At 67.7% G+C, this 22,960-nt stretch carries 28 protein-coding genes, 4 tRNA genes and 1 pseudogene; 23 read left to right on the forward strand and 10 right to left on the reverse strand.

The window, feature by feature from the left end:
- Positions 1-26 precede the first annotated feature (26 nt).
- Positions 27-653, reverse strand: a complete 627-nt coding sequence (locus AAY78_RS04650; RefSeq protein WP_046747180.1) for a hypothetical protein — start codon at positions 651-653, stop codon at positions 27-29.
- Positions 654-901: 248 nt separating this feature from the next.
- On the opposite strand from AAY78_RS04650, the gene AAY78_RS04655 reads away from it, so the two are divergent.
- The 12 genes from AAY78_RS04655 to AAY78_RS04705 all read left to right on the forward strand — a co-directional run bounded on the left by AAY78_RS04655 (position 902) and on the right by AAY78_RS04705 (position 7,471).
- A complete protein-coding gene (locus tag AAY78_RS04655) occupies positions 902-1,120 on the forward strand; it encodes a helix-turn-helix domain-containing protein (RefSeq protein WP_046747181.1) in 219 nt (72 codons plus the stop codon).
- A 3-nt stretch (positions 1,121-1,123) separates the two neighbouring features.
- On the forward strand, positions 1,124-1,972 hold the full coding sequence (locus AAY78_RS19170; protein WP_052748650.1) for a helix-turn-helix domain-containing protein: 849 nt from the start codon (positions 1,124-1,126) through the stop codon (positions 1,970-1,972).
- A complete protein-coding gene (locus tag AAY78_RS04665) occupies positions 1,969-2,313 on the forward strand; it encodes a MarR family winged helix-turn-helix transcriptional regulator (protein ID WP_046747182.1) in 345 nt (114 codons plus the stop codon). Before AAY78_RS19170 ends, AAY78_RS04665 begins: the two co-directional genes overlap by 4 nt.
- On the forward strand, positions 2,310-3,269 hold the full coding sequence (locus AAY78_RS19175) for an arsenate reductase/protein-tyrosine-phosphatase family protein (RefSeq protein WP_052748651.1): 960 nt from the start codon (positions 2,310-2,312) through the stop codon (positions 3,267-3,269). The genes AAY78_RS04665 and AAY78_RS19175 overlap by 4 nt, the downstream gene beginning before the upstream one ends.
- Before the next feature lie 179 nt (positions 3,270-3,448).
- Entirely contained in the window at positions 3,449-3,955 is a 507-nt protein-coding gene (locus AAY78_RS19675) for a hypothetical protein (RefSeq protein ID WP_156172612.1), read from the forward strand.
- Between the two features lie 258 nt (positions 3,956-4,213).
- Positions 4,214-4,564, forward strand: a complete 351-nt coding sequence (locus AAY78_RS04680) for a hypothetical protein (protein ID WP_046747184.1) — start codon at positions 4,214-4,216, stop codon at positions 4,562-4,564.
- Positions 4,564-4,821, forward strand: coding sequence for a hypothetical protein (locus AAY78_RS19680; protein ID WP_156172613.1), 258 nt, complete (start codon positions 4,564-4,566; stop codon positions 4,819-4,821). The genes AAY78_RS04680 and AAY78_RS19680 overlap by 1 nt, the downstream gene beginning before the upstream one ends.
- A complete protein-coding gene (locus tag AAY78_RS04685) occupies positions 4,812-5,162 on the forward strand; it encodes a hypothetical protein (RefSeq protein WP_156172614.1) in 351 nt (116 codons plus the stop codon). Before AAY78_RS19680 ends, AAY78_RS04685 begins: the two co-directional genes overlap by 10 nt.
- Positions 5,159-5,509 carry a hypothetical protein gene (locus AAY78_RS04690; protein ID WP_046747186.1) on the forward strand — a complete coding sequence of 117 codons (351 nt, stop codon included), beginning with the start codon at positions 5,159-5,161 and terminating at the stop codon, positions 5,507-5,509. Before AAY78_RS04685 ends, AAY78_RS04690 begins: the two co-directional genes overlap by 4 nt.
- Before the next feature lie 266 nt (positions 5,510-5,775).
- Positions 5,776-6,699: a hypothetical protein gene (locus AAY78_RS04695; RefSeq protein ID WP_046747187.1), complete on the forward strand. Its 924-nt coding sequence runs from the start codon at positions 5,776-5,778 to the stop codon at positions 6,697-6,699.
- Positions 6,700-6,703: 4 nt separating this feature from the next.
- Positions 6,704-6,952 carry a hypothetical protein gene (locus AAY78_RS04700; protein WP_046747188.1) on the forward strand — a complete coding sequence of 83 codons (249 nt, stop codon included), beginning with the start codon at positions 6,704-6,706 and terminating at the stop codon, positions 6,950-6,952.
- Positions 6,953-7,012: 60 nt separating this feature from the next.
- Complete coding sequence (locus tag AAY78_RS04705; RefSeq protein WP_046747189.1) at positions 7,013-7,471, forward strand: hypothetical protein; 459 nt, start codon at positions 7,013-7,015, stop codon at positions 7,469-7,471.
- Positions 7,472-7,494: 23 nt separating this feature from the next.
- Here AAY78_RS04705 and AAY78_RS04710 read toward each other — a convergent pair whose 3' ends face one another.
- The 4 genes from AAY78_RS04710 to AAY78_RS04725 form a co-directional block, all read right to left on the reverse strand.
- Positions 7,495-8,352 (reverse strand): hypothetical protein, encoded by an 858-nt coding sequence (locus tag AAY78_RS04710; protein WP_156172615.1) that lies wholly within the window; start codon positions 8,350-8,352, stop codon positions 7,495-7,497.
- Between the two features lie 134 nt (positions 8,353-8,486).
- A tRNA-Val gene (locus tag AAY78_RS04715) sits at positions 8,487-8,558 on the reverse strand.
- A 27-nt stretch (positions 8,559-8,585) separates the two neighbouring features.
- Positions 8,586-8,656 (reverse strand) — tRNA-Cys (locus AAY78_RS04720).
- Positions 8,657-8,710: 54 nt separating this feature from the next.
- Positions 8,711-8,783 (reverse strand) — tRNA-Gly (locus AAY78_RS04725).
- A 151-nt stretch (positions 8,784-8,934) separates the two neighbouring features.
- Between AAY78_RS04725 and AAY78_RS04730 the strand changes: the two genes are divergently transcribed.
- The 5 genes and pseudogenes from AAY78_RS04730 (at position 8,935) to AAY78_RS04750 (ending at position 12,374) form a co-directional block, all read left to right on the forward strand.
- Positions 8,935-9,010, forward strand: a tRNA-Val gene (locus AAY78_RS04730).
- A gap of 462 nt (positions 9,011-9,472) precedes the next feature.
- Positions 9,473-11,119, forward strand: coding sequence for a sodium:solute symporter family protein (locus AAY78_RS04735; RefSeq protein ID WP_046747242.1), 1,647 nt, complete (start codon positions 9,473-9,475; stop codon positions 11,117-11,119).
- Complete coding sequence (locus tag AAY78_RS20045; protein WP_046747191.1) at positions 11,119-11,250, forward strand: putative transporter small subunit; 132 nt, start codon at positions 11,119-11,121, stop codon at positions 11,248-11,250. Before AAY78_RS04735 ends, AAY78_RS20045 begins: the two co-directional genes overlap by 1 nt.
- Positions 11,251-11,352: 102 nt before the next feature.
- Positions 11,353-11,510: pseudogene (locus AAY78_RS19485) on the forward strand (aldo/keto reductase); the annotation flags it as partial.
- 420 nt (positions 11,511-11,930) lie between these two features.
- The gene (locus tag AAY78_RS04750) at positions 11,931-12,374 is read left to right on the forward strand and encodes a GIY-YIG nuclease family protein (protein ID WP_082108572.1); all 444 of its coding nucleotides are present in this window, start codon (positions 11,931-11,933) and stop codon (positions 12,372-12,374) included.
- Positions 12,375-12,447: 73 nt separating this feature from the next.
- Here the strand turns inward: AAY78_RS04750 and AAY78_RS04755 are convergent, their stop codons facing one another.
- Positions 12,448-12,834, reverse strand: coding sequence for an SPW repeat domain-containing protein (locus AAY78_RS04755; RefSeq protein WP_046747193.1), 387 nt, complete (start codon positions 12,832-12,834; stop codon positions 12,448-12,450).
- 280 nt (positions 12,835-13,114) lie between these two features.
- Between AAY78_RS04755 and AAY78_RS04760 the strand changes: the two genes are divergently transcribed.
- Positions 13,115-14,272: a DUF1611 domain-containing protein gene (locus tag AAY78_RS04760; RefSeq protein ID WP_197077671.1), complete on the forward strand. Its 1,158-nt coding sequence runs from the start codon at positions 13,115-13,117 to the stop codon at positions 14,270-14,272.
- Here AAY78_RS04760 and AAY78_RS04765 read toward each other — a convergent pair.
- From AAY78_RS04765 to zapE, 3 genes are all read right to left on the reverse strand, one after another.
- Positions 14,238-14,822, reverse strand: coding sequence for a type II toxin-antitoxin system PemK/MazF family toxin (locus tag AAY78_RS04765; protein WP_046747194.1), 585 nt, complete (start codon positions 14,820-14,822; stop codon positions 14,238-14,240). The two genes, AAY78_RS04760 and AAY78_RS04765, sit on opposite strands and share 35 nt — an antisense overlap.
- A 20-nt stretch (positions 14,823-14,842) precedes the next feature.
- The gene (locus AAY78_RS04770; protein ID WP_046747195.1) at positions 14,843-16,081 is read right to left on the reverse strand and encodes an ammonium transporter; all 1,239 of its coding nucleotides are present in this window, start codon (positions 16,079-16,081) and stop codon (positions 14,843-14,845) included.
- 134 nt (positions 16,082-16,215) lie between these two features.
- Complete coding sequence (zapE, locus tag AAY78_RS04775) at positions 16,216-17,253, reverse strand: cell division protein ZapE (RefSeq protein ID WP_046747196.1); 1,038 nt, start codon at positions 17,251-17,253, stop codon at positions 16,216-16,218.
- A gap of 145 nt (positions 17,254-17,398) precedes the next feature.
- Between zapE and AAY78_RS04780 the strand changes: the two genes are divergently transcribed.
- Both AAY78_RS04780 and AAY78_RS04785 read left to right on the forward strand, forming a co-directional pair.
- Positions 17,399-18,292, forward strand: coding sequence for a sulfurtransferase (locus tag AAY78_RS04780; protein WP_046747197.1), 894 nt, complete (start codon positions 17,399-17,401; stop codon positions 18,290-18,292).
- 19 nt (positions 18,293-18,311) lie between these two features.
- Entirely contained in the window at positions 18,312-18,743 is a 432-nt protein-coding gene (locus tag AAY78_RS04785; protein ID WP_046747198.1) for a SufE family protein, read from the forward strand.
- Here the strand turns inward: AAY78_RS04785 and AAY78_RS04790 are convergent.
- Positions 18,727-19,881: an alpha/beta hydrolase family protein gene (locus AAY78_RS04790; RefSeq protein ID WP_046747199.1), complete on the reverse strand. Its 1,155-nt coding sequence runs from the start codon at positions 19,879-19,881 to the stop codon at positions 18,727-18,729. The two genes, AAY78_RS04785 and AAY78_RS04790, sit on opposite strands and share 17 nt — an antisense overlap.
- Before the next feature lie 25 nt (positions 19,882-19,906).
- Between AAY78_RS04790 and AAY78_RS04795 the strand changes: the two genes are divergently transcribed.
- From AAY78_RS04795 to AAY78_RS04805, 3 genes are all read left to right on the forward strand, one after another.
- Positions 19,907-20,488: a DUF3000 domain-containing protein gene (locus AAY78_RS04795; protein ID WP_046747200.1), complete on the forward strand. Its 582-nt coding sequence runs from the start codon at positions 19,907-19,909 to the stop codon at positions 20,486-20,488.
- Entirely contained in the window at positions 20,481-21,674 is a 1,194-nt protein-coding gene (locus tag AAY78_RS04800; RefSeq protein ID WP_046747201.1) for a ribonuclease D, read from the forward strand. Before AAY78_RS04795 ends, AAY78_RS04800 begins: the two co-directional genes overlap by 8 nt.
- A gap of 72 nt (positions 21,675-21,746) precedes the next feature.
- Positions 21,747-22,952 carry a thiolase family protein gene (locus AAY78_RS04805; protein ID WP_046747202.1) on the forward strand — a complete coding sequence of 402 codons (1,206 nt, stop codon included), beginning with the start codon at positions 21,747-21,749 and terminating at the stop codon, positions 22,950-22,952.
- Positions 22,953-22,960 lie beyond the last annotated feature (8 nt).

The raw sequence follows: 22,960 nt of genomic DNA on the forward strand, positions 1-22,960 counted from the left end.
CGGCGCCCCCGCGCTTCCCTCGATCCTCACCCGTCGCCGCGGGCGGCTTCTTCCTGAGCCTTCACGGCCTGCATGATGTACGCCGGGTGCATCGCCTTTGCCCTGGCGATTTCATCGCTGAGTTGCGATGATGCCGCCTCGATACGTCGAAACCATTTCCCCTCGTCTAGGTCCGGTGACTCACCGCGCGCGTATGCGCTGGCGATGTCGAGCGCGGCGTTCAGCAGAAGCGGGACGGTCAGAATCCAACTTGGCGTGCCAATCAAGATGGACGGAAAGGACTGGCGATCCGGAAGATTGCCGACGATCATCCGCAGTTGCGCCCGCGCCTCGGCGTTGGGGAGCATGTTGATGGCTTGGCCTAGTCGATACAGGCTTTCGGCGTAGAGATGTTCCCCGTATCGGGCGTCGAACTCGTCGTTTTCAGCTGTCGCCGTTGCGATGCGTTCGTATTCGATAGTTTCGGCAAGGAACAGGTCTGCCACGCGCCGCGCCTCTGTACGCAGATCAGCGACCGCATCGTCTTCGCGCTTCTGCTTCTCGCGGCGAGACTCGCGCCGCTCTGCGAGGCCCTGCGTCAGCAAGACGGTGCCAAGGCTGACAGCGGCACCGATCAGGGCGGTAATGAGTGGGAACCACGGCGACCAGTCCATGCCCGTCACACTAGCGAGCCGCTTTCGCTTGCACCGCTAGAAACTAGGACTGATCCCTATAGTTAAAGCGCTCTGAACTGGACTTTCTATCTGTCCCGATGTGGTGTAACTTGACCTGTAGGCGGGCATCGAGCCCGAGCGGGCGCGACGGCCCCGCGTAGCGCGTGACCCGGCTACACCGGACGCAACGGAGCGGGCTCTAGTCCCGTGAACGCGACCCCGATACCGCCTACCTCGGAGCGTCGCTCATGCCCGTTTCACCTCCGGCACCCGTGTACCTGTCGCTGACATCCGCCGCCGTCCGATTTGACGTTGACCGCAAGACGATCCGCCGCGCCATCGACCGCGGCGAACTCCCCGCCGTGCGTCTCGGCGCACGCGGCGACCTGCGCGTGCGTGTCGTGGACCTCGACCGCTGGGCACGGCCCGTGCGCAACGGCGCTGAGAGCACCGAGAGCGCGGGCTGAGCCGTGACCGGCGAACAGGCATTCGTCGCCCACGCCGCTCGCCGCCGCGCGTTCACCGTGGCGGACATCACGACCTACGCCCGCCGTCTGCCGTTCGCGACCGTGCCGACGTGGATTCTGCACCCGAGCGTGACACCGCCGATGCTCGCCGTGTACGTCGCCCTGCTGACGTTCGCCGACCTCCAGACCGGCGAATGCTGGCCGTCCCTCGCGGCCATCGCTGAGCGTGCGAGCGTGAGCCGCGCGACCGTCGCCCGCGCTCTCGACGCTCTCGAAGCGCTGGGCGTCGTCACGCGCACGAAGCGACACGATGCCGCCGGGCAAGCGAGCAACCGATACACCGTGGCGATGGACACGGCGACGCCGCCCGAGGGGCTGGCCGCACCTGTGGATAAGTTGCCCGCGGATGCTCCAGTGAGTCGCACAAAGCGACTCACCCCCATCTCAGAAAGCGCCTCACCCCCGTCTCAGAAAGCGACACGGAACGAGAACCAAGAGAACAAGAGTCAGGGGAACGAGGCGCGCGCGAGCGCGCCCCTCCCCCTGATCTGCCCGAAGCATCCCGACGGCAACGCCTCCGAGCCCTGCCGCACTTGCGGCGACGCTCGGCGCGCCGCCGAGGCTTTCGATGCCGCCGAAGCTGACGCCGCACGTGCTCGACGGGCCGCTGAGCGGCGGATGCTCGACCCCGCCGCGGTGCAAGCCGTGGCCGACCGATTCGGCGGACGCTACAGCGCCGAGGCGATCCGCGCCGCCGCCGAGCGAGAGATGCCCGAGAACCTGGCCCTTGGGCTCCGCATGCTCGCGGGCCGCGATGACCTCGCCGACGAACTCGCGAGGTGGGAACGATGAACCGCTACGCCGATTGGGCGGAGATGGCTACCGCCGTCATGGCCTACATTGACGCCTACGGCGGGTCCGGCGCGTATGACGTGCTCCACCTGATCGACGGCTACAGCGCGACGACGACCGGATGCGCCGACTGTGACGCGCCCGAACCCCTCGCCGAGCCCCTGCCCGGCCTCAGCGGCCCTCAGCGCGCCGCGCTCGTGGTGCTCAGCGCTCGACCGCGAACGCGCGAGGAAGTCGCGGACCTCGCCGGATGGAACCCCGGCACCGCGGCGGGCGTGCTCCGCTCGCTGGAGCGCCGAGGGCTCGCCGCGCACGCCGCTGGACTCTGGAGCCGACGATGAATCCGTACGACTGGATGATGCTCATGCGGGAGGAAGGGCGAAACCCGCACCCGCCCGCCGACCTGCCCGGCCTGTTCGCCGACCGGCACCGCACTGGCATCTCGCTCGACGTGCTCGCCGCCATCCTCAGCGTGTCGTGGGCGAAGGGCGCCGGGCCGGACGGCTGGCCCCTGCGCGAACTCCCCCGCGACGAATGGGTGCGGCTGTTCCGCGAAGTCGGATACCTCTACGGCGGCGCATGTTCCCCCGAGGCGATCCCGACCGAGACGCTGACGCTCTACCGCGGCGCGGTGCCCGAGTACAGCCGCGGGCTGAGTTGGACGACCGCGCCGAACGACGCCCGATTCTTTGGCGCGCGGTACGACCGGGACCGGGCGCGCCTCTACGTGGTCGACGCCGAGCCGGGATGGATGCTCGGGCGCGTCCCTGCTGGGCCGTTCTCGCCCGGCGGTGAGTACATCGTGGATGTGCCCGAGGGCGCGGAGCGCCTGCACACGCCGCCGGTCGTCGGGCGTCCCTGGCGAGTGCTGTTCGTGTGCGTCGGGAACATCTGCCGCTCGCCGCTGGCCGAACTCGTGTTGCGCGACATGGCGGCTGAGCACGGCCTGAACGTCGAAGCGGCTTCCGTGGGCGTCTCAGCGATGCACGGCGACCCGATGGACCCCGGCACGCTCGCCACAGCGGAGCGGCACGGCCTCGACGGCTCCGCGCACTTCGCCCGCCGCCTGACGATGGACGACCGCAACGCCGATTGCGTCGTGCCGCTCGACCCGTTCGCGGCGGGCATCGTGCGCCTCGTGTTCAAGGGCACGGATGCACTCGTGATGCCGCGCCCCGTGCCGAACCCGTGGCGGCGCTCCGACGACGTGCAAGAGGACGCCTACCGGCTCATCGTGGACGTGTGCGGCGAAGTCTGCGCCGAGGCCCGCGCCGCGCTCACCTCCGAGGCGGCATAATGAGCGCGCGCTACTGGCTTGATACCAGCGACGGCGGGCCGATTCTGCCGCGTGATTCCGCATCCGTCGGCAGCGTGGCGCTCGCCGAGGCCGATGCATGCAACGCCCGTGCAACAGTGCGAGCGTCGCGAGCCCTCGCGCCCGCCGAGCCTCGAAGCGCTGTACGACTCTCTGACGGCTTGAACTCCTCAGACGGCCAACTACCGCACCCCGGCTCCGTTCGCTCGCAGACGGCCCCGCCGCGCCTTAATCCGGCGGCATTCCTCGGCGTGGTCACCCTCGCGACGCGCTACAGCCTCGCTCAGCCCGGATACCTCGCCCTGCACGCCCGCATCCGCCGCCAGCGCGGGCCGGCCTCTGCACGCGCCTGCTGGCGCTGTGGCCGGCGGGCTCGCGTGTGGTCATGCATCGCTCCGCCCGGCGACCGCATCCGCGGCGTCTCCGGCTCCGGCGCTCCCGCGTGGTACTCACTCGACCCCGACGCTTACCGGCCCGCCTGTAGCCGATGCGCCGCACTCGATGACCGCGAGCACGCCGAAGCCCGCCGAGCCGTCGCACATCTCACACTCTCCCCGATCCCGAAGCGCCGCCGCGCACCCGCTCCCCCGCTGACGGCACCCGTGCCCGAGCCGCCCGCCCTATTCACCCTCGACCCGACCGACCCGACCCACTGGGAGATGCCATGACCCACACGCCCCACCCCGTGCCGCCCCCTCTCGGCGTCCTCGCCGTGCCCGCTCGCACGCCTGCGCGCATCATGCGCGCGCACGCTCGCGTACACACGCCCGCGCGAGGCGGTGCCCGATGAGCGCTACGCCGTGCGGTCACCCCGACGATGCCGTGTACGTCACGAAGCGCGGGCGGCACGGATGCCGCGAGTGTGACTCGGCGGCGCGTCGCTCGCGCCCGAAGCCCGAACCCGAGTCAGCCCCGAACGATCCCCGGTGCAATCTGGTGCCGTCGCCACGCTCGCCCGCGACCTCGCACAGCGTGCCGTCGACGCCGCTCCCGAACTCGCGCTAGACCGGTTCGCCGTGGCGCTGACATCCTGGGCAACCGCCGAGGCCGTGGCACAACTCATCCGCGAACGAATCGACGCCGCGTCGCCGTTCACAGACCGTGGACAGCCGCGCGCGTCCCTGCTCGCGGCGCATACTGCCGCGGAGCGCACCGCAGAACGGCTCCGTGACGGCCTCGGCCTCACACCCCGTTCGGCGGCGGCGATCATTACCGCGGTTAGGGCGGGCGGCATCGGCCTACTGAGCACACCCGAGCGCGAACGGCTGGGCGTCTGATGATCCGACCCAGCATGGACCCCGAACGCATCCGCGCCGCCCTCGGCATCCCGACGCGCCCTCACGGGAGCGTCGAAGAAGCCCTAACCGCGCTCGCCGCCCTGAAAGCAAAGCGCGCGAGGCTGGGCATCGACAGGCCATCGCCGTACCCACCCGATGCCACGCCCGAGGAACGCCGCGCCCTCGCTCAGGCCGCGCTCGAAGAACTCGTGCGCGCTCACCGGCCCGTGTCGTCATGGGGACTGTCATGGCGATGACCCATCGCACACCGCCGACCCTCGCCGAGCGCGAGGCACGGGCGCGTGCCGTGACCGCGGAGCGCGTCGCCGCCGACCGTGCCGCCGCCCGTGCGGCTCACGTCGCCGACGTTCGCGAACGCCTGGCACTCGCCGAGGCCCGCCGTGCCGCCCGACCGATCACCGGCACGGACGTGTACACCCGACCACCGACAACGCCGACGCTCGACGCTCGCGCGACCGGCGAGCGCACCGTGCCCGGCCTCACCGCCGCCGCCGAACTCCTCGCCGCCGAAGCGCATGCCGACGCCCTCGCCACGATCCCCGAGAACCACACCGCCTACGACTGGAGCCAACCATGAGCCACCGCACCGCCGACAACGACCGCGAGCGCATCCACCTCGCCCGGCACCCCGGCCACATCTCCGACGACCTCCGCGACAAGACCGAAACGGCGTACCGCGAAATCGTGTCAGGCCGATACCAGGGTAAGAGCCGAAGCCTCGCGGCCCTCGACCTCGGACACGACCGCACGCCGGACGCCGCCGCTGTGGCGAGGCTCGCGAGCGAACTCGGCCGAAGCGCGGTCATGCCCGCCGCCCTCACCATCTCGTGCGCCGAGCACGCTGCCGCCCCTGGCGCGTACTGCTTCCGCGGCGCGCACGCCGTGTGCGGCGACCGCCTCGACCGACGGCCCCGCCATGCCTGAGCGTCGATACCGCGGCGAATCCTGGTCGCATGCGCTCCTCCGCGCCGAACTCGCCGCCTCCGCGGAGCGCCGCGCCGAGCAAGAGCGCGCGGCGCGTGAAGCCGAAGCCAAGCGAGCCCGCGCCGCCCGCCGACGCGCCGCCGCACCTACGCCGCCCCCCGCACCGAAACGCGCCGAGACGCGGCCCGAGGCAAAAGCGCCCCGCGCCCTCGGCTGGCAAGACCTAACCCCCGACGAACTCCGCCGATTCTGAGAGAGCCCACACCATGACCACGACCACCAAGCCCGACGCCCTCCCCCTCGGCATCCGCCACCTGCCCGACGCCGAACACATCGCGTGCAAGGACTGCGGGACCCCGTGCGGCCCCGACGCGCCCCGAACGACGTTCACCGTCACCGGGCGGATGGACCACCACGGGCGGCTGATCGAGGGACTGTCCGAAGTGACGTTCGGACAGTGCCCCGTGTGTGCCGACCTCGACGCGCGCGCCGCCCGCACTCTGGACGCGCACCCGAGCATTCGCCGCATGATCGGCTCACCGAGCATCGGACAGCACCGCATCGCCTCGGCTTTCCGAGCACTCGCCGTGATCGGCGTGAAGCCCGCCGCGACGTACAGCGCCGACGGCCTCCTGTCGCTCCTCGACCGGCTCTCCTCGCGCGGAGCCGCGGCATCCTGGCACCGGCGGTTCGCGCCCGTTCGGGAGGAGGACGCACGCCGCCGGACAGCCGCCGCCGAGCCATGGCTGCATGTGAGCCCGGACCTCTTCGCGGACATGCGCCACGAGTATGGTGACCACCTCGCCGACCGCATGCCGCCTCGCCCCGTAGCCTGCCCGACGGGCGGCTGTGCGTGGTGCGGCCTCGGCACTGTCCTGGCAAAGCGCACCGCGAAGCCGTGGACGCCGCACGACCTGTACCCGGCGAGCCTCGGCGGCGTCGGACGCCCGATCCACGCGCACCTCTGCCCGACATGCGAACGCGCCCGCGAGTTCGGCGACTCAATGGCCTCCGCGGTGCTCGACCTCATCGACGCCGACCGGGCGATGCGTCGCCGCGTCCCGTACGAGCCTGACCTCGATGGCGTGCACGGCTGGGCTGTCTCAGGCCGAGAACACCCGAACACGGAACCGTGGGCGCATCTCGACCTCGACGGCCTGCGCTCTCTCCTCGAACGCGCGAACTACTGAGCCCGTGGGCGACCCGAGCGAGCCGCGCCTCTCGACGTATCGCGGAAACGACGAAGCGCGGACGCTCGGCGTCGCCCTCCTCCGCGCCACCGAACGCGGCGAGCGTGTCCCGTGTGAGGGCCTCGACCCCGCGACCGTCCGCTCGAGCACGTGCGCGGCCTGCCCGCTCGCCGTCCGCGAAGCATGCGGCAACTACGGACGCGCATCCGGCCTCGCCGGGACGTTCGGCGGCGTGCGTCTCCGGGGCCGATAGGGGCATCTCTCTCCGCCCGCAGTTCCTCTTCATCGCGCGCCCTGCCGTTAGTCTCGGCATGTGCTCCTCGCCGCCTCTCACGCCTCCGACCCGTTCGCTCTCCCCGCGTTCATCATCTCGATCATCGCCGCCGTCGCCGCCCTCGCGGCGCTTGGCTGGAACGTGTGGACGTGGAGGCAGAGTGGCGCGCGCGTCACGCTGGAAACCTCGGCTGTCGGCAGTGAGTGGATGCAATGGGTCAACGTGGTGATCCGCAATAAAGGCCGCACCGCGGTCACCATCACAGAAGTCCTGCTCTACGAAGAGGGGACACCAACGTCAGCCACTGCATCGCAGATCCTGCTTGGCGAAGACGACGGGAAAGAGCTTCTTCCGTTTCGGCTGGAGCCCCAAGCAAGCCTGGAGTTCTACGAGGAGTTCGAGCCGGATCATCCTGCCTATGGCAAGCCTGGGTACTGGGTGACTGTCGAACTCGCCAACGGGCGGATACTCGACAGCGGCTGGATCAAGAGCGAGTAGCCGCGGCGACCGCCGTCCGAATGTCACTGGTCGGCGCGCACCACTACGCCAGCCGAAAACCAGCCCACCAGCGTCGCGGCGAGTTGCACGTGCCCGACCGCCTCAGTATCCGAGTAGCCGTGCCCGGAATGCCTATGTTGCTCCGCGAACGCAAGCGTCTCCAGCATGCCGATCAGAACGGTTTTGTGGTCGGGATGCCCGTCGTCTCGCTGAGCGAGCACCAGCCCCCACCCCTTCTGATCACGAATCGCGCCGACGATCTTGGAGAGTTGCGGCTTCTTCTCCTTGGGAATTACGACTGCCCCTCCGGCCGCCTCGACAGCCTGGATCGCCTCGCGAAGAACCATGCTCGCCTTCGGAGTAATCGACTGCATCTCGCGCCACGCGCTCGCGAGGTGCCGTCCCGCGGTGGCATTCGCGTCACCGATGGCCCGTTGGGCAGACTCTTCTATACCCTCAGGCATGCGGCGTGCTATCCGATAGGTCGCGCCCTCCCGCACAATATCGACAGCCGACGCGCTCAACGCCATCTGCGACCGAAGGTAAGCGACGTCATCTGGATCACGCATCGGATCGGTTCTACGCGTCTGCGACAAGAGAAAGTCAATGACTCTCAGGGTGTACTTGTCGCCCTCACTTCGGATCGCGTCTGTGAGGTCAGCTGGACTGCAGTTGGGCCGCACCTGCAACGTCGTACGAAGCGCCGCCTGGATGACGTTGATGACACTGCGGTCGACTTCTCCGTAGGAGGAACGAGCGTGGAAGAACTCGTACAGCCACTCTCTGATCGTGTCTTCCAACGTGTCCGGGATCGGTTCACGAATCACGAGTAGATCGGCGTATTCGTCGTCAGTCGCATCCCACGGTCTGAATGGTTCCACGCCTGGAGCCTAGCGGCGTCCAAACCCCAGTTAGGCGATTGGAAGCTCACGCATGTCGCACGTAGGTTGCACGGACAGGGCTCCCACTCAACCCGGAAATGCAAAAACCCCGGCTGAACCGGGGTTTTTATCTGTGCGCGATACTGGGATCGAACCAGTGACCTCTTCCGTGTCAGGGAAGCGCGCTACCGCTGCGCCAATCGCGCCCGTTGGGGCTATTCAGTTTTCCCGTGAGGTGGCGACGGGATTCGAACCCGTGTAAACGGCTTTGCAGGCCGGTGCCTAGCCGCTCGGCCACGCCACCGTGTGGATTGACCCCACGTGCTGCACGCCTTCCTGAGAAGACCTGCTGCACTCGAGCGGATGACGAGACTCGAACTCGCGACCCCAACCTTGGCAAGGTTGTGCGCTACCAACTGCGCTACATCCGCATTTCGTTCCCGGTTGTCCCGGGCACTCATGAAACATTAGCCGAAGATCCGCACTCCGCCAAACCGGCAGCGAATCTCGCGCGTGTCTCGCTGAGTGGTCTTCACCGCCCCGAAGCGTCCGGTAGTATCGGTTGACGTACCCCACAGGTATGGGCGATTGGCGCAGTTGGTAGCGCGCTTCCTTCACACGGAAGAGGTCATCGGTTCGAGTCCGGTATCGCCCACCATCCAGCCCCCGGTCTGTCCGGGGGCTTTTTTGTTCTCTCATCACGTGCCCCGCGAGTTTCCTGAGAACTTGCTATGGTCGAGAGACGCTCATCCCCCGAGCGACGATCACCGGTCCACCGTGATCTCACGCGTCAGATGCCCGAACGCTCACCGACGCGATCCACGAATCCCGTTCGAGGATGCACTGCTGTTCGGTGCGCCCGGAAACGGCCGTCCCGAAAGGAGCCGCACCCCGGGCCACTCGTCTGTGTGCTGCGATGCGCCTCAGTGGTCCAGGTTCGTTCTCGCCATGTCGACCGCTCACCGCAGCCCCCGCAACCCCCAACATCAGACGACGCAGTACTCCCCCACCTAGCGGGACTCGTTCTCCATCGACACGCGGCGACGCCGCATCACGACGAGAAAGCGAGTACCCGGTGGAAGAATTCACCACACTGTCAGGCCCGATCGTGGTCCTGCTCATGCTGCTGTTCTTCGGCGGCAGCCTCTACATGTCCATCCGCATCTCCCGGAGAAGGGAAAACGCCGACGGATACATGACCGGCGGCGGGAAGATCGGCTTCGGCATATCAGCCGCGTCGATGACGGCCACCTGGATCTGGGCATCCTCAATGTACGCCTCTGCGACATCCGGATACACCTACGGCATCTCCGGCCCGATCCACTACGGCCTGTGGGGCGCGCTGATGATCCTGCTCATCTACCCCTTCGGCCGACGCATCCGCAAGGTCGCGCCCCACGCGCACACCATCGCCGAAGTGATGTTCGCTCGCCACGGACGCTCGAGTCAGCTCATGCTCGCCGGCTCCAACGTGCTCGGAAGCCTCATCAGCCTCACGTCCAACCTGATCGCCGGCGGAGCACTGGTCGCGATGCTGTCGCCGTTCACGTTCACGCAGGGCATCGTCGCCATCGCGATCGGTGTTCTGGCCTACACGCTGTGGTCAGGGTTCCGGGCTTCCGTGCTGACCGACTTCGCGCAGGTCATCGCCATGCTGGGAGCGGTCGCGATCATCGTCCCGGTGATCTTCTTCGCCGCGGGGGGACCTGAATTGTTCGTCACGGGCGCGTCGAACCTCACTCCGCAGCAGCGGGACTTCTTCTCCTCGGATGCGTTCTTCAACCAGGGAGCGCCCTACATCGCGGCCGTGCTGGCCTATGCCATCGGGAACCAGACCATTGCGCAGCGACTCTTCGCGGTCCGCGAGGACCTGATCAAGAAGACCTTCGTCACTGCGACCTTCGGCTACGGCGCATCGATCATCGGTATCGGCATGCTGGGCGTGCTCGCCCTGTACGCGGGAGTCCAGCCCATGGACGGCGACGTGAACAACCTGATCCCGCAGATGGCGTCGACCTATCTGCCGCCGATCCTGATCTGCGTGTTCTTCGTCATGATCATCGGATCGCTGTCCTCCACCGCGGATGCCGACATGACAGCGCTTTCGTCGATCATGATGGCCGACGTCTACGGCCAGAACATCGCGGGGAAGAAGAACGCGAACCCGAAGACGATGCTGCTCGTCGGCAGACTCACGATGATCGGCGCGACGGCCGCAGCGCTCGGCTTCGCGTCGATGCAGTTCAACATCCTCGACCTGCTGGTCTTCGTCGGCGCGATGTGGGGAGCACTCGTCTTCCCCGTCATCGCGGGCTTCTACTGGGATCGCGTCACGAACTCCGCATTCAGCATCTCCGTGATCGCCGCCCTCGCCGCATTCCTGCCGGTGCGTTTCGAGTGGATCTCCCTGTCCGGCGGCTGGGGGCTCGTGAGTGACATCCTGTCGGTCATCGGGATCGGGGTGGTCCTCGCTCTGATGTCGTTCGGCTTCTTCGGCCTGCGGGTGGCACTGATCGTCGGTGGGCTCGCCACCGTCATATCGGCTCCGTTCGCGATCGGCTTCCTCCACGAGTATCCGGTGCTGTCGGGCTCGCTGGTGGCCTACGCGGTGAGCACGCTCGTCTGCGTCGGCCTCACGCTGATGAACAGGACGAGGAGATTCGACTTCGATCTGATCAAGGAACGCACCGGCCGCTTCGACACCGCGGAGGTCGCTCGAACAGCCGATGTGAAGGGCGACAACGCGCTCGCCGGGAAGGACGCCTGATGGAGACCCTGCTGTTGACCGCTTACGTGCTGGTGTGGCCGATCATCGTCGTCGGCGTGCTCGCCGTCGTGATCCGCGCTTTCGTGAAGGACGCCAGGGAGGCCAAGCGCGAAGGACGCGACATCATCTGACGACCGAAGACCCCGCGCAGGCATAGACGAACCGTCTGTGCGGGGTCTACCGGGTACTGACCGTACCTCCTACCCTCGGACGAGCAGGCATGGCGTCGAGTCATGACCACCCACCTCACCCTGAACAACGGGGTCGCGATGCCCGCACTGGGTTTCGGCGTCTTCCAGACTCCCCCGCCGAGACGGCGGACGCCGTCGCTTCCGCTCTGGAGGTCGGATACCGACTCATCGACACCGCGGCGGCCTACGGGAACGATCGAGGAGCCCGCCCTCGCCGCGCGGCTCGACTCCGGGAACCACTCCGAGCTCATGCAGCGCCCCCTCGTCCGAGACCTCGACGATGCGGGCGGTGTCGCGTTCACTGATCAACGCAACGTCTCCGGAGAAGGCGATGGACCAGGGAGCCGCCAGGCCCTCCGCGACCGTCGTGACCTCTCCCGGTGAGATGTCTCCGGACTCCGCAGGGCGCGTCGGAACCGGTGGCGCGGGGGTCGTCGTCGTGGTGGCGCGCGGCGCGCACGCGACGAGTGCGATCGCGCCAAGCCATAGCGCGAGCGACGCCTTCATCATCCGCAGCGCCGCCACCATCGTCGTTGCCTCCTCCGACGGACTCGACCCTACGCACGACGCGCCCCAGGGAGAAGAGCGCGTGTGTCCGAGGGGGCGCGTAGCCTGCCACGGTGTCGTCCGAACTCACGCTGCCGGGTCCGTGCGCCCTCTGCGGGAACGCGCGAGGTGTCCGCCGAGACGGCGCCCTGTGCTGCATCTCCTGCGGCTGGCGATACGGTGACGCTCCCGATACCGACCTGCCTCTCCCCCGGGTCGATGTCGTCTACTACATCCGGTTCGACCGCCGCGTGAAGATCGGCACGAGCCGCCGTCCGCGGCAGAGATTGGCGAGCATCCGGCATGAAGAGCTTCTCGCCTTCGAGCGCGGAGGCCGAGCTGTAGAGCAGCAGCGCCACAGGGACTTCGCCGGCATCCGTGAAGGTGGCGAATGGTTCACCTTCACCGATGAGCTCCGCACCCACGTCGCCGCGCTCCAGCGGGAGGGCGAGCCCTGGGGGCTCTACGGCCGCTGGTTGAGCGAGGCGCTCCGCGGGGTGGAGATTGCGCAGTACTAGCCCAGACATGACGGTGCCGGGCGACTGCTTCGGGAAGTCCAGTCGCCCGGCACCGCGTCCGGGGGGGGTGGGGTCAGGCCGTTGCGGCGCGTCCCCGGGCGGTCGCGGGCTGCGGCTGGGAGAACAGCACCACGACGATCACGGCGACTCCGACGACGACGTGCGGGAGCCAGACGTTGAGCGCCTCACCGGCGAATCCGAAGATCCACGGCGAGAGCGCCAGGAAGAGGCTGGCGACGATGTCGAACACGAGGTGGACGGGCATCGGTATGAAGCCGAAGGGGCCCCACTCGTACTTCGTGAAGAGGCTGTAGACGATCAGACCGACGCCGAGCACGATCGGGATGATGACCGCTGCTCCGCCGACGCTCGCGAAGCCGAACAGCCAGGGGGCGGCGATGAGCGCGAGGCCGACGATGTAGTCGAGGACTCCGTGGACCTTGGTCGGGATGAAACGCATGATTCCTCCTTGGGTGGCGCCGCTTTTCGCGACTCACCGATGGTTCGAAGCCCACGTCGGATCGGATTGCCCTCCTTCATGCGTCGACCGGACATCGGGTGTTCCGGCCGGTCCGGCACCAGACCGGCCCTGCACTTCCTCGCGGCCCGGTCCCAGACAGCACTGCTACGGTGGAGATGTCGGCATCTTGTCGGCATCAGGGAAGACTTCTCGTCGACCAACGGGCCTCATCGGTCATTTCGTTCTCCGTCGCCTCCTCTGTGTGAGCCCGAGGAGCGTCATGCCCACCCCGTCAATCCCGTCCTTCATCGACCCCGCGCACGCGTGGGCCGCGCCCATCGCCCTCCCCGCGGGGACGACGGCGATCGTCTACTGCGAAGGCCAGTTCGGCGAGCAGGACGGCAAGACCGCGAACGGCCTGGTCCGCCACTCCGAGAAGTACGAGGTCCTCAGCGTCATCGACAGCACTCACGCTGGCGCGGATGCCGGAATGCTCCTGGACGGGCGCGCGAACGACATCCCGATCCTCGAGGGTCTTCCCACGGCTATCGCGCACGCCGGCCATGTCCCGGACTACCTGATCTGCGGCGTCGCCCCCGCCGACGGACTGCTCTCCGCCGACCAGCGGACAGTGCTCCTGGACGGCATCGCCCGCGGGATGCACATCATCAACGGCCTGCACGAGTTCCTCACAGACGATGCCGAGTTCGTCGCGGCCGCGCTGCTCGCCCAGGTCACGATCACCGACATCCGCCGCCCGAAGGACAAGAAGGATCTCCACCTGTTCTCCGGACGCATCTTCGACGTGACCTGCCCGCGTATCGCGATCCTCGGTACGGATGGAGCGATCGGCAAGCGCACGACAGCGACGATCCTCGTCCGTGCGCTCAACGAGCAGGGCATCCATGCCGTATTGGTCGGCACCGGTCAGACCACGATCATCCAGGGCGGGAGATACGGAGTCGCGCTCGACGCCCTCGTGCCGCAGTTCTGCTCGGGGGAGGTCGAGAACCAGGTGGTCGCGGCGTTCGAGGGCGAAGACCCCGACGTGATCATCGTGGAGGGTCAGGGTGCGCTCAGCCACCCCGCGTACATCACCTCCGCTCACATCCTCCGCGGAAGCCAACCCGCAGGCGTCATCGTGCAGCATGCCCCGGGTCGTGCGGTCCTGGGTGACTTCCCGATGGTCGCGATGCCGACGGTCACGAGTGAGATCACGCTGATCGAGGCTTTCGCAGACACGAAGGTCATCGGCGTCACCGTGAACCACGAGAACCTCACGGCACAGCAGCTCGCCACAGTCATCGACGAGATCGAACTCGACACCGGACTCCCCGCCACGGATCCGCTGACCCGGCCGCTGAGCGAGCTCGTCGAGATGGTGCTGCAGTCGTTCCCGACGCTCAGCCCGCGACGGACCAGCCGTAACGCCGCGTGAGAGCAGCCACGACCCGGTCGTAACGGCCTCGATCGAGGACGGCGGCCTCCCGCCGCAGTCCTCTCTCGTGCACGCTGTACAGCTGCTCGACGTCGACCCAGGACTCTCGACCCTGAGAGTCCCACGTACCCGTGCCGATCGAGAGGTAGTCCCGCTCGCCGTCGTGGGGTTTGCTGGTCATCCGGACCGCGTACACGCGATCGACGGATTCCCGGCCGATCACCAGAACGGGACGATCCTTCCCGCGTCCGTCGTTCTCCTCGTAGGGCACCCAGGTCCAGACGATCTCTCCGGCGTCCGGGGCGCCGTCCCGCTGCGGCGTGTACGCGACCTGCAGGTTCGTGATCCGCTCCGGGTCAACGCGGAAGGTCTGGGTACCGCGCGTGGCTCCGCGATCTGGTCCGGTGGTCGCGGTCCCAGGACGCTCGTGGGGTGTCCGTAGACGCGCGTCCGGGCGCCTCGGACCTGATGTCCGAGACGCCCGGCCGGAGCCCACTGCCTTGAGCAGGATCTCCGCGAGTGTTGCCAGGATGCCGTTGGTCTTGCTCACACGGTCACCCTAACCGCAGATCACGCGTCGGCGAGTGCGTAGCCCTCCTCGCCGTGCACGACCTGGTCGACACCGGCGATCTCGTCTTCGTTCGTGACGCGGAAGCCGATCGTCTTCTGGATGGCGAAGCCGATGATGAAGGCCACGACGAACGAGTAGATCAGCACGCCGAGGGCGGCGATCAGCTGCACCGCGAGCTGGCGCGCGTCCCCACCGACGAACAGTCCGGTCTCGGTGGCGAAGAACCCGAGGTAGAGCGTTCCGATGAGGCCGCCGACGAGGTGGATACCCACGACGTCGAGCGAGTCGTCGAAGCCCAGACGGAACTTCAGCTCGATGGCGAGTGCGCAGACGACACCGGCGAGTGCTCCGAGCAGCAGCGCCCATCCCGGAGTCAGGTTGGCGCATGCCGGGGTGATGGCGACGAGACCGGCGACGGCGCCCGAGGCGGCACCGACCGAGGTGGGCTTGCCGTCCTTGATCTTCTCGACCAGGATCCAGCCGAGGATGGCTGCGGCGGTCGCACCCAGAGTGTTCAGACCGATGAGTCCCACACCGCCCATGTCCTCCGCGAGCCACTCGGCGCCGGCGTTGAAGCCGAACCATCCGAACCACAGCAGAGCGGCGCCGAGAAGCGTCAGCGGCACGTTGTGGGGCTTCAGGATGCCCTTCTGGAAGCCGATGCGCTTGCCGAGGACCAGAGCCAGGGCCAGGGCCGCAGCACCCGCATTGATGTGCACCGCGGTTCCACCGGCGTAGTCGATCACGCCGATGCCGCTGTCCTCACCGAAGAGCGTGGTGCCGAGGTTCATGATCCAGCCGCCGCCCCAGACCCACGCGGCCACGGGGAAGTACCCGACCGTCGCGAAGATACCGGCGAAGATCAGCCAGCTGCCGAACTTCGCGCGGTCCGCGATCGCCCCGGAGATCAGGGCGACCGTGATGATCGCGAACGTGGCGCCGTAGGCGACGCCGAGGAGAGCGACGTTCGAGCCCTCGCCTGCGGCCAGGCTCGAGAGGCCGAAGTCGGCGAACGGGTTGCCTGCGAAGGCGGTCGGGCTGTCGACGGCGCTCATCGAGAAGCCGAAGAGAATCCACAGCACGGCGACGAGTCCGATGGAGCCGAAGCTCATCATCATCATGCTGACGACGCTCTTCGCCTTGACGAGACCGCCGTAGAAGAAGGCGACGCCGGGCGTCATGAGCAGCACCAGCGCTGTCGCGGTGATCGCCCACGAGATGTTGCCGGGAGCATCCATAGGAAAACCTCACATCCGAAGTAATTGAGAGCTTCAGTGTGACGACCTGCGGTTTCGTCAATGCGTGAGGTTTGTTTCCCCGCTGTTACAGCGCGGCTCCGCCCGTGAACATCGCGTTACGCGCGCCTACGGGCTTACGCAGAATGCGTGAGGGCGTTGAGTCGGGAGATGGCGCGCAGGTACTTCTTGCGGTATCCACCGGCGAGCATCTCGTCGGAGAACACCGCATCGAGGCTGAGGCCAGTGGCGAGGATCGGGATCTGCGCGTCGTACACACGGTCGACGAAGGCGACGAAACGCAGTGCCTCCGACTGATCGGTCAGCTGACGGACATCGCGCACACCCACGCCGCCGAGGCCGTCGATGAGTCGGATGTAGCGCGACGGATGCACCTGTGCCAGATGGCGGATCAGATCGTCGAACCGGTCATCAGACGCGGTGCCCGTTGCGGCGGCCGCAGCGACGGCCGCAGCGTAGGCGTCGTCGTCGAGCACGACGGCATGACCGTCGAGGGCGCGCTGGCGGAAGTCGACACCGTCGATGCGCAGTGTCTGGAAGCTGTCGGACATGGCATGGATCTCGCGCAGGAAGTCCTGTGCGGCGAAGCGTCCCTCACCGAGTGCGTTGGGAGGAGTGTTCGAGGTGGCTGCGAGTCTGGTGCCGGTCGGCACGAGCTCGCCCAGCAGGCGCGTCATGACCATCGTGTCGCCCGGGTCATCGAGCTCGAACTCATCGATGCAGAGCAGATCGGCGCCCTTGAGCAGATCGACGGTGTTCTTGTAGCCGAGCGCGCCGACGAGGGCCGTGTACTCGATGAACGAGCCGAAGTACTTCCGGCGGGCCGGCATCGCGTGGTAGATCGAGGCGAGCAGGTGTGTCTTGCCCACTCCGAATCCGCCGTCGAGGTAGACGCCCGGCTTGAGCTCCGGCTCCTTCTTCGCCCGGCTGAACAGACCTCCGCGCTTCACGGGAGCACCTCGTCCGGCGAAGCGCATCAGCGTCTCCTTCGCCTCTTCCTGCGAAGGGTAGGCGGGGTCGGCGCGGTAGCTGTCGAACGTCGCACTGTCGAACTGCGGCGGCGGCACCAGGCTCGCCAGCATCTCGGGTCCGCTGACGGTCGGCTGGCGCTCGGTGAGGTGCACGATTCCCGTGCGGCTGGTCGGGTCGGTCATCACGGTCCTGGATCAGGTGCTCACCTGTGTCGAAGTCTTACGAATCGGGCGCAGGGTGCTCGGCGGGGATCTATCGTCGAAGGGACGGAACAACACTACGCCGTCTGCAGCAGCACCCTCGTCCGCTCAACGCTTCGGAGATCCCATGGCCATCGAGTTCGATTCCTCCTCCCCCAAGTTCGCCGAGTACGCCGAGCCCGGCCGCCTGGTGACCACGCAGTGGCTCGCGGAACGGCTGGGGACCCCCGGCCTCGTGGTGGTCGAATCCGATGAAGACGTCCTGCTCTACGAGACCGGCCACATCCCCGGAGCGGTGAAGGTCGACTGGCACACCGAGCTCAACGATCCGGTAGTGCGTGACTACGTCGACGGCGAGGGCTTCGCCGAACTGCTCAGCCGCAAGGGCATCGCCCGCGACGACACGGTCGTCATCTACGGCGACAAGAACAACTGGTGGGCCGCCTACGCCCTCTGGGTGTTCTCGCTGTTCGGCCACGAAGACGTGCGCCTGCTCGACGGCGGACGTGACCGCTGGATCGCCGAAGGACGGGAACTCACCCGGGAGGCGACCTCCCGGCCGGCTACGGAGTACCCCGTGGTCGAGCGCGACGACTCCGTGATCCGCGCGTACAAGGAAGACGTCCTGGCCCACATCGGCAGCCCTCTGATCGATGTGCGCTCCCCCGAGGAGTACTCCGGTGAGCGCACCACGGCACCCGCATACCCCGAGGAGGGGACGCTGCGGGCGGGACACATCCCCACCGCGCAGAGCGTTCCGTGGGCAAAGGCGGTCGCGGAAGACGGCGGATTCCGCCCCCGGGCCGAGCTCGACGTGATCTACCGTGACGGCGCCGGCCTGAATGACGGCGACGACGTCGTCGCCTACTGCCGTATCGGTGAGCGGTCGAGCCACACCTGGTTCGTGCTCAAGCACCTCCTCGGGTTCGAGAACGTCCGCAACTACGACGGTTCCTGGACGGAGTGGGGAAGCGCAGTGCGCGTGCCGATCGTCACGGGCTCAGAGCCGGGTACCGTCTGAGCGTGTGACAATGACAGGGATGAGCACGAGCGACGTTCCTGACACCCTTGCCGAGATCCGCGAGGGATTCCTGGAGACCCCGGAGTCGGATCGGCTCCTCCTGCTGCTCGAGTTCTCGGACGAGCTCCCGGACGTCTCGGACGCGGTCGCGGCGCATCCCGAGATGTACGAGCGGGTCGCGGAGTGCCAGTCCCCTGTGTACATCCACGTCGAGGTGCAAGACGACATCGTCACCATGCATGCGACGGCACCTCCGGAGGCGCCGACCACCCGCGGGTTCGCCAGCATCCTGGTGCAGGGGCTCACCGGTCTCACCGCCGACGAGGTTCTCGCCATCCCGAACGACTACCCGCAGTCGATCGGCCTCACGAAAGCGGTGTCGCCGCTGCGGATCGGAGGCATGACCGGGATGCTGATGCGGGCGAAGAACCAGGTCATGCAGAAGCGCTGAAACCCGTGGCTTCGAGCCAGTCCGTGATGGCGGTGGTCCATCCGGTCTGGTCGTAGTTCCACAGCTTCGTGTGACGGGCGACCGTGAACTTCGGCATCGTCACGAGGTCGGGGCGCGCATTCTGAAGGGCATGGGACGAATCCGCGGGCACGAAGCCGTCGTCGTCGCTGTGCAGGATCAGGATCGGCGCGGTCAGTTCGTCCGCTCGGGCGACCATGTCCAGGCGATCGAAGTGGATCGGCTCGTCTGCGCCGCTGAGGCGCGCGGTGAGAGGCATCTGCAGCGCCCCCATGGCCAGCTCGGGCAAGGGCGGCCGCACCCCGGCAAGCTTCGCCTGGAACCGCAGCACCGTGCGCCAGTCGACGACAGGGGACTCGAGGATGATTCCCGCGATGCGGTCTCTGTGACCCGAACTCACCGCGGCCTGCAGCGAGACCGCTCCCCCCATCGACCAGCCCATCAGGATGACCCGCTCTGCTCCGTGTCGGAGTGCGTACGCGATGGCGGCATCGATGTCACGCCACTCCGATGCCCCGAGCGCATACGCACCGGCCCTGGTGCGGGGAGCCTCACCATCGTTGCGGTAGGACACCACCAGGGTCGGAAGGCCCGCCGCGTGCATGACCGGCACGGCGCGCAGGCACTCCGCCCGTGTCGCTCCTCGGCCGTGCACCTGGATCACCCAGGTCGACGACGACCCGGGGAAGTACCAGGCCGGACACGGGCCGGCGGGAGAGCCGATCAGAAGGTTCTCCCACTGCAGGTGCAGCTCGCTCGGAGTGGAGTAGTAGTAGCCGCTGAATGCCGCAGCACGATCCACGCGCGCACCGGGTTCGATCTGCGTGAGCAGCTTGCGTCGAACGGTCGTGGCGTCTGCGCTGAGCACCGCACCGAGCTTGACGTAGCCGTACGTCCCTGTCGTGAACAGGCCGTAGCGCCCGGGGAGCTCGGTGTCGGGAGTGCGCTGCAGTTCGATGGTCTGCGCACCGGTGTCGACCGCGAGGATCTGTGTATCGGTGGGTCGGCGCATCGGGGTGACGACCCGTCGGGCGACCGCGAACACGACGAGAGCGAACGCTGCCCCGAAGGCGAACAACGCGGGGACAAGGAGCGTAACGGCGTGCCTGAGACTCTTCATCGCTTCCTGACTCTAGCCTGTTGCCGTGACCGCACACCCCGAGGCCGGGACGCCTTTCGAGAGCGCCGTGGCCGAACTGCGCGAGACCGAGTTCCGCGATGACATCACGGTACGCGAGATCGCCACGCCACAGGGTCTCGCACCCTTCGCCATCGCCCTCGCCGCCGACGTGCGCCCGGAGAGCGACGGCGAGTCGGTGTACGGCACGGGCCGCTTCGTCCTGCTGCACGATCCGGAGGAGCCGGGCGCTTGGGGCGGCTCGTGGCGCATCGTGATCTTCGCGCAGGCTCCACTGGAGACCGAGATCGGCACCGATCCCCTGCTCGCCGACGTGACCTGGTCGTGGCTGGTCGACGCGCTCGATTCGCGGGATGCGGTCTACCACTCGGAATCGGGGACGTCGACGAAGACGCTGTCGAAGGGATTCGGCGGGCTCGCCATCGAAGGCGACGGCGCGCAGATAGAATTGCGTGCGTCCTGGACTCCGGAGGGCCCGTTCCGACCGCACGTCGAAGCATGGGCCGAGCTGGTCGGAATGCTGGCGGGACTTCCGCCCGGCTCCGAGGGCATCGCCGTGATCGGCGCGCGAAAGGCTGTACGTGACTGAATACTCCGTGATCTCGGATGCTGAGGAGTTCCGCGCGGCTTGCGCCGTACTCGCTGCGGGCACCGGCCCCGTGGCCGTCGACGTGGAACGTGCGTCCGGCTTCCGTTACTCGCAACGCGCCTATCTGTTGCAGGTGTTCCGGCGCGAAGCCGGGGTCTTCCTCTTCGACCCGCCGGCCATCGGCGATTTCGCTCCTCTCCAGGAGGCGATCGGCGACGTCGAGTGGGTTCTGCATGCCGCGAGCCAGGACCTGCCCTCGCTGCGGGAGCTGCGCCTCGAGCCTCCGGTGATCTTCGACACCGAACTCGCGTCCCGTCTGCTCGGGCACGAGCGGGTCGGACTCGGCGCCGTCGTCGAGGACACGCTGGGCATCACGCTGAAGAAGGAGCACTCGGCGGCCGACTGGTCGACGCGTCCGCTCCCCGACTCCTGGCTCGAGTACGCCGCGCTCGACGTGCTGCATCTGATCGATGTCCGCGACGTTCTCGTGCTCGAACTGGAGGAGCAGAACAAGACGGAGTACGCCGCCCAGGAGTTCGCCGCCACTCTGGCCCGCGCGCCCAAGCCGCCGAGGGAAGACCCCTGGCGCCGGCTCAGTGGCCTGCACCAGGTGCGCGGGGCTCGTAACCTCGCGGTCGCACGTTCGCTCTGGCAGGCCCGCGAAGCGTATGCACAGGACCAGGATGTCTCCCCCGGCCGGCTCGTTCCCGACCGGTCACTCGTCGCCGCAGTGATGGCCAACCCGCCGTCGAAGCAGGCCCTCGCCGGTATCAAGGAGTTCCAGGGCCGCGCGAGCCGCACGCAGCTCGACAGGTGGTGGCAGGCGATCGTCGATGGGCGGGCATCGGAAGAGCTCCCGCGCGAACGGGTCCCGAGCGATACGCTTCCTCCCCCGCGCGCATGGGCCGATCGCAACCCCGAAGCGGATGCGCGGCTCAAGGCCGCGCGCCCTGTCGTGGAAGCCATCGCCGAGGAGTTGGGGATGCCGACCGAGAACCTCCTGACCCCGGAATACCTCCGCCGCGTGGCGTGGGATCTCCCCGGTGAGACGGCGGAGGAGATCGGGGATGCGCTGGCAGCACTCGGAGCCCGCCCCTGGCAGATTGAACAGACCGCACAGAAGATCGCGGCCGCCTTTGTAGAGGCGGCGCAAACGCCCGACAGCACCTCCGCACCCGCTTCGTAGGTTCGAACCAACCGATTCCTCCCTGTTTCCCGGGCTTCATAGACTGAGGCCACGCACTAACTTGGAGGCAGAGTGGCCGAGATCTCGGACGTCTTCTTCGTCGATGGAGTACGCACCCCTTTCGGGCGCGCCGGCGAAAAGGGCATGTACTGGAACACCCGCGCGGATGACCTCGCCGTCAAGGCGACCATCGGCTTGATGGAGCGCAACGCCTCCGTCCCGGCCGACCGCATCGATGACGTCGCCATCGCGGCGACGAGCCAGACCGGCGACCAGGGGCTGACGCTCGGGCGCTCCGTGGCGATCCTCGCGGGCCTTCCGCAGACGGTGCCCGGCCTCGCGGTCGAGCGCATGTGCGCCGGCGCGATGACCAGCGTCACCACGATGGGCGCATCGATCGGTGTCGGCATGTACGACTTCGCCCTCGCCGGCGGTGTCGAGCACATGGGGCACCACCCGATCGGCGGGAACGCCGACCCGAACCCGCGGTTCGTGGCGGAGAAGATGGTCGACCCCGGCGCGCTCAACATGGGCGTCACGGCCGAGCGCATCTTCGACCGCTTCCCGCACCTCACCAAGGAGCGCTCCGACCGCTTCGGCATGTTGAGCCAGCACAAGGTGCAGGCGGCATACGACGCAGGCAAGATCCAGCCCGACCTCGTGTCCGTCGCGATCAAGGGTGCCGACGGCGCCTGGGGCCTCGCCACCGAGGACGAAGGTCGACGCCCGCAGACCACCATGGAAGACCTCGCCGCGCTGAAGACGCCGTTCCGCCCGCACGGACGCGTCACCGCAGGCACCTCCTCCCCTCTCACCGACGGCGCGACGATGTCGCTGCTCGCCGGTGGTGGTGCGGTCAAGGAGTTCGGACTGGCGCCGAAGATGCGGATGGTCTCGTTCGCGTTCGCCGGGGTCCAGCCCGAGATCATGGGCATCGGCCCGATCCCGTCGACCGAGAAGGCCCTCAAGAAAGCCGGTCTCACGATCGACGACATCGGTCTCTTCGAGCTCAACGAGGCCTTCGCCATCCAGGTGATCTCCCTGCTCGACCACTTCGGGATCGCCGACGACGATCCGCGTGTCAACCAGTGGGGCGGCGCCATCGCCCTCGGGCACCCGCTCGCCGCGTCCGGCGTGCGCCTCATGATCCAGCTCGCGGCGCAGTTCGCCGAGCGTCCCGATGTCCGCTACGGCCTCACCGCCATGTGCGTGGGTCTCGGCCAGGGCGGTTCGGTCATCTGGGAGAACCCGCACTACGACGGCAAGAAGAAGAAGTGAGCGCGAAC

The sequence above is a fragment of the Microbacterium sp. Ag1 genome (genome assembly GCF_001005635.1).
GTDB lineage: Bacteria > Actinomycetota > Actinomycetes > Actinomycetales > Microbacteriaceae > Microbacterium > Microbacterium oxydans.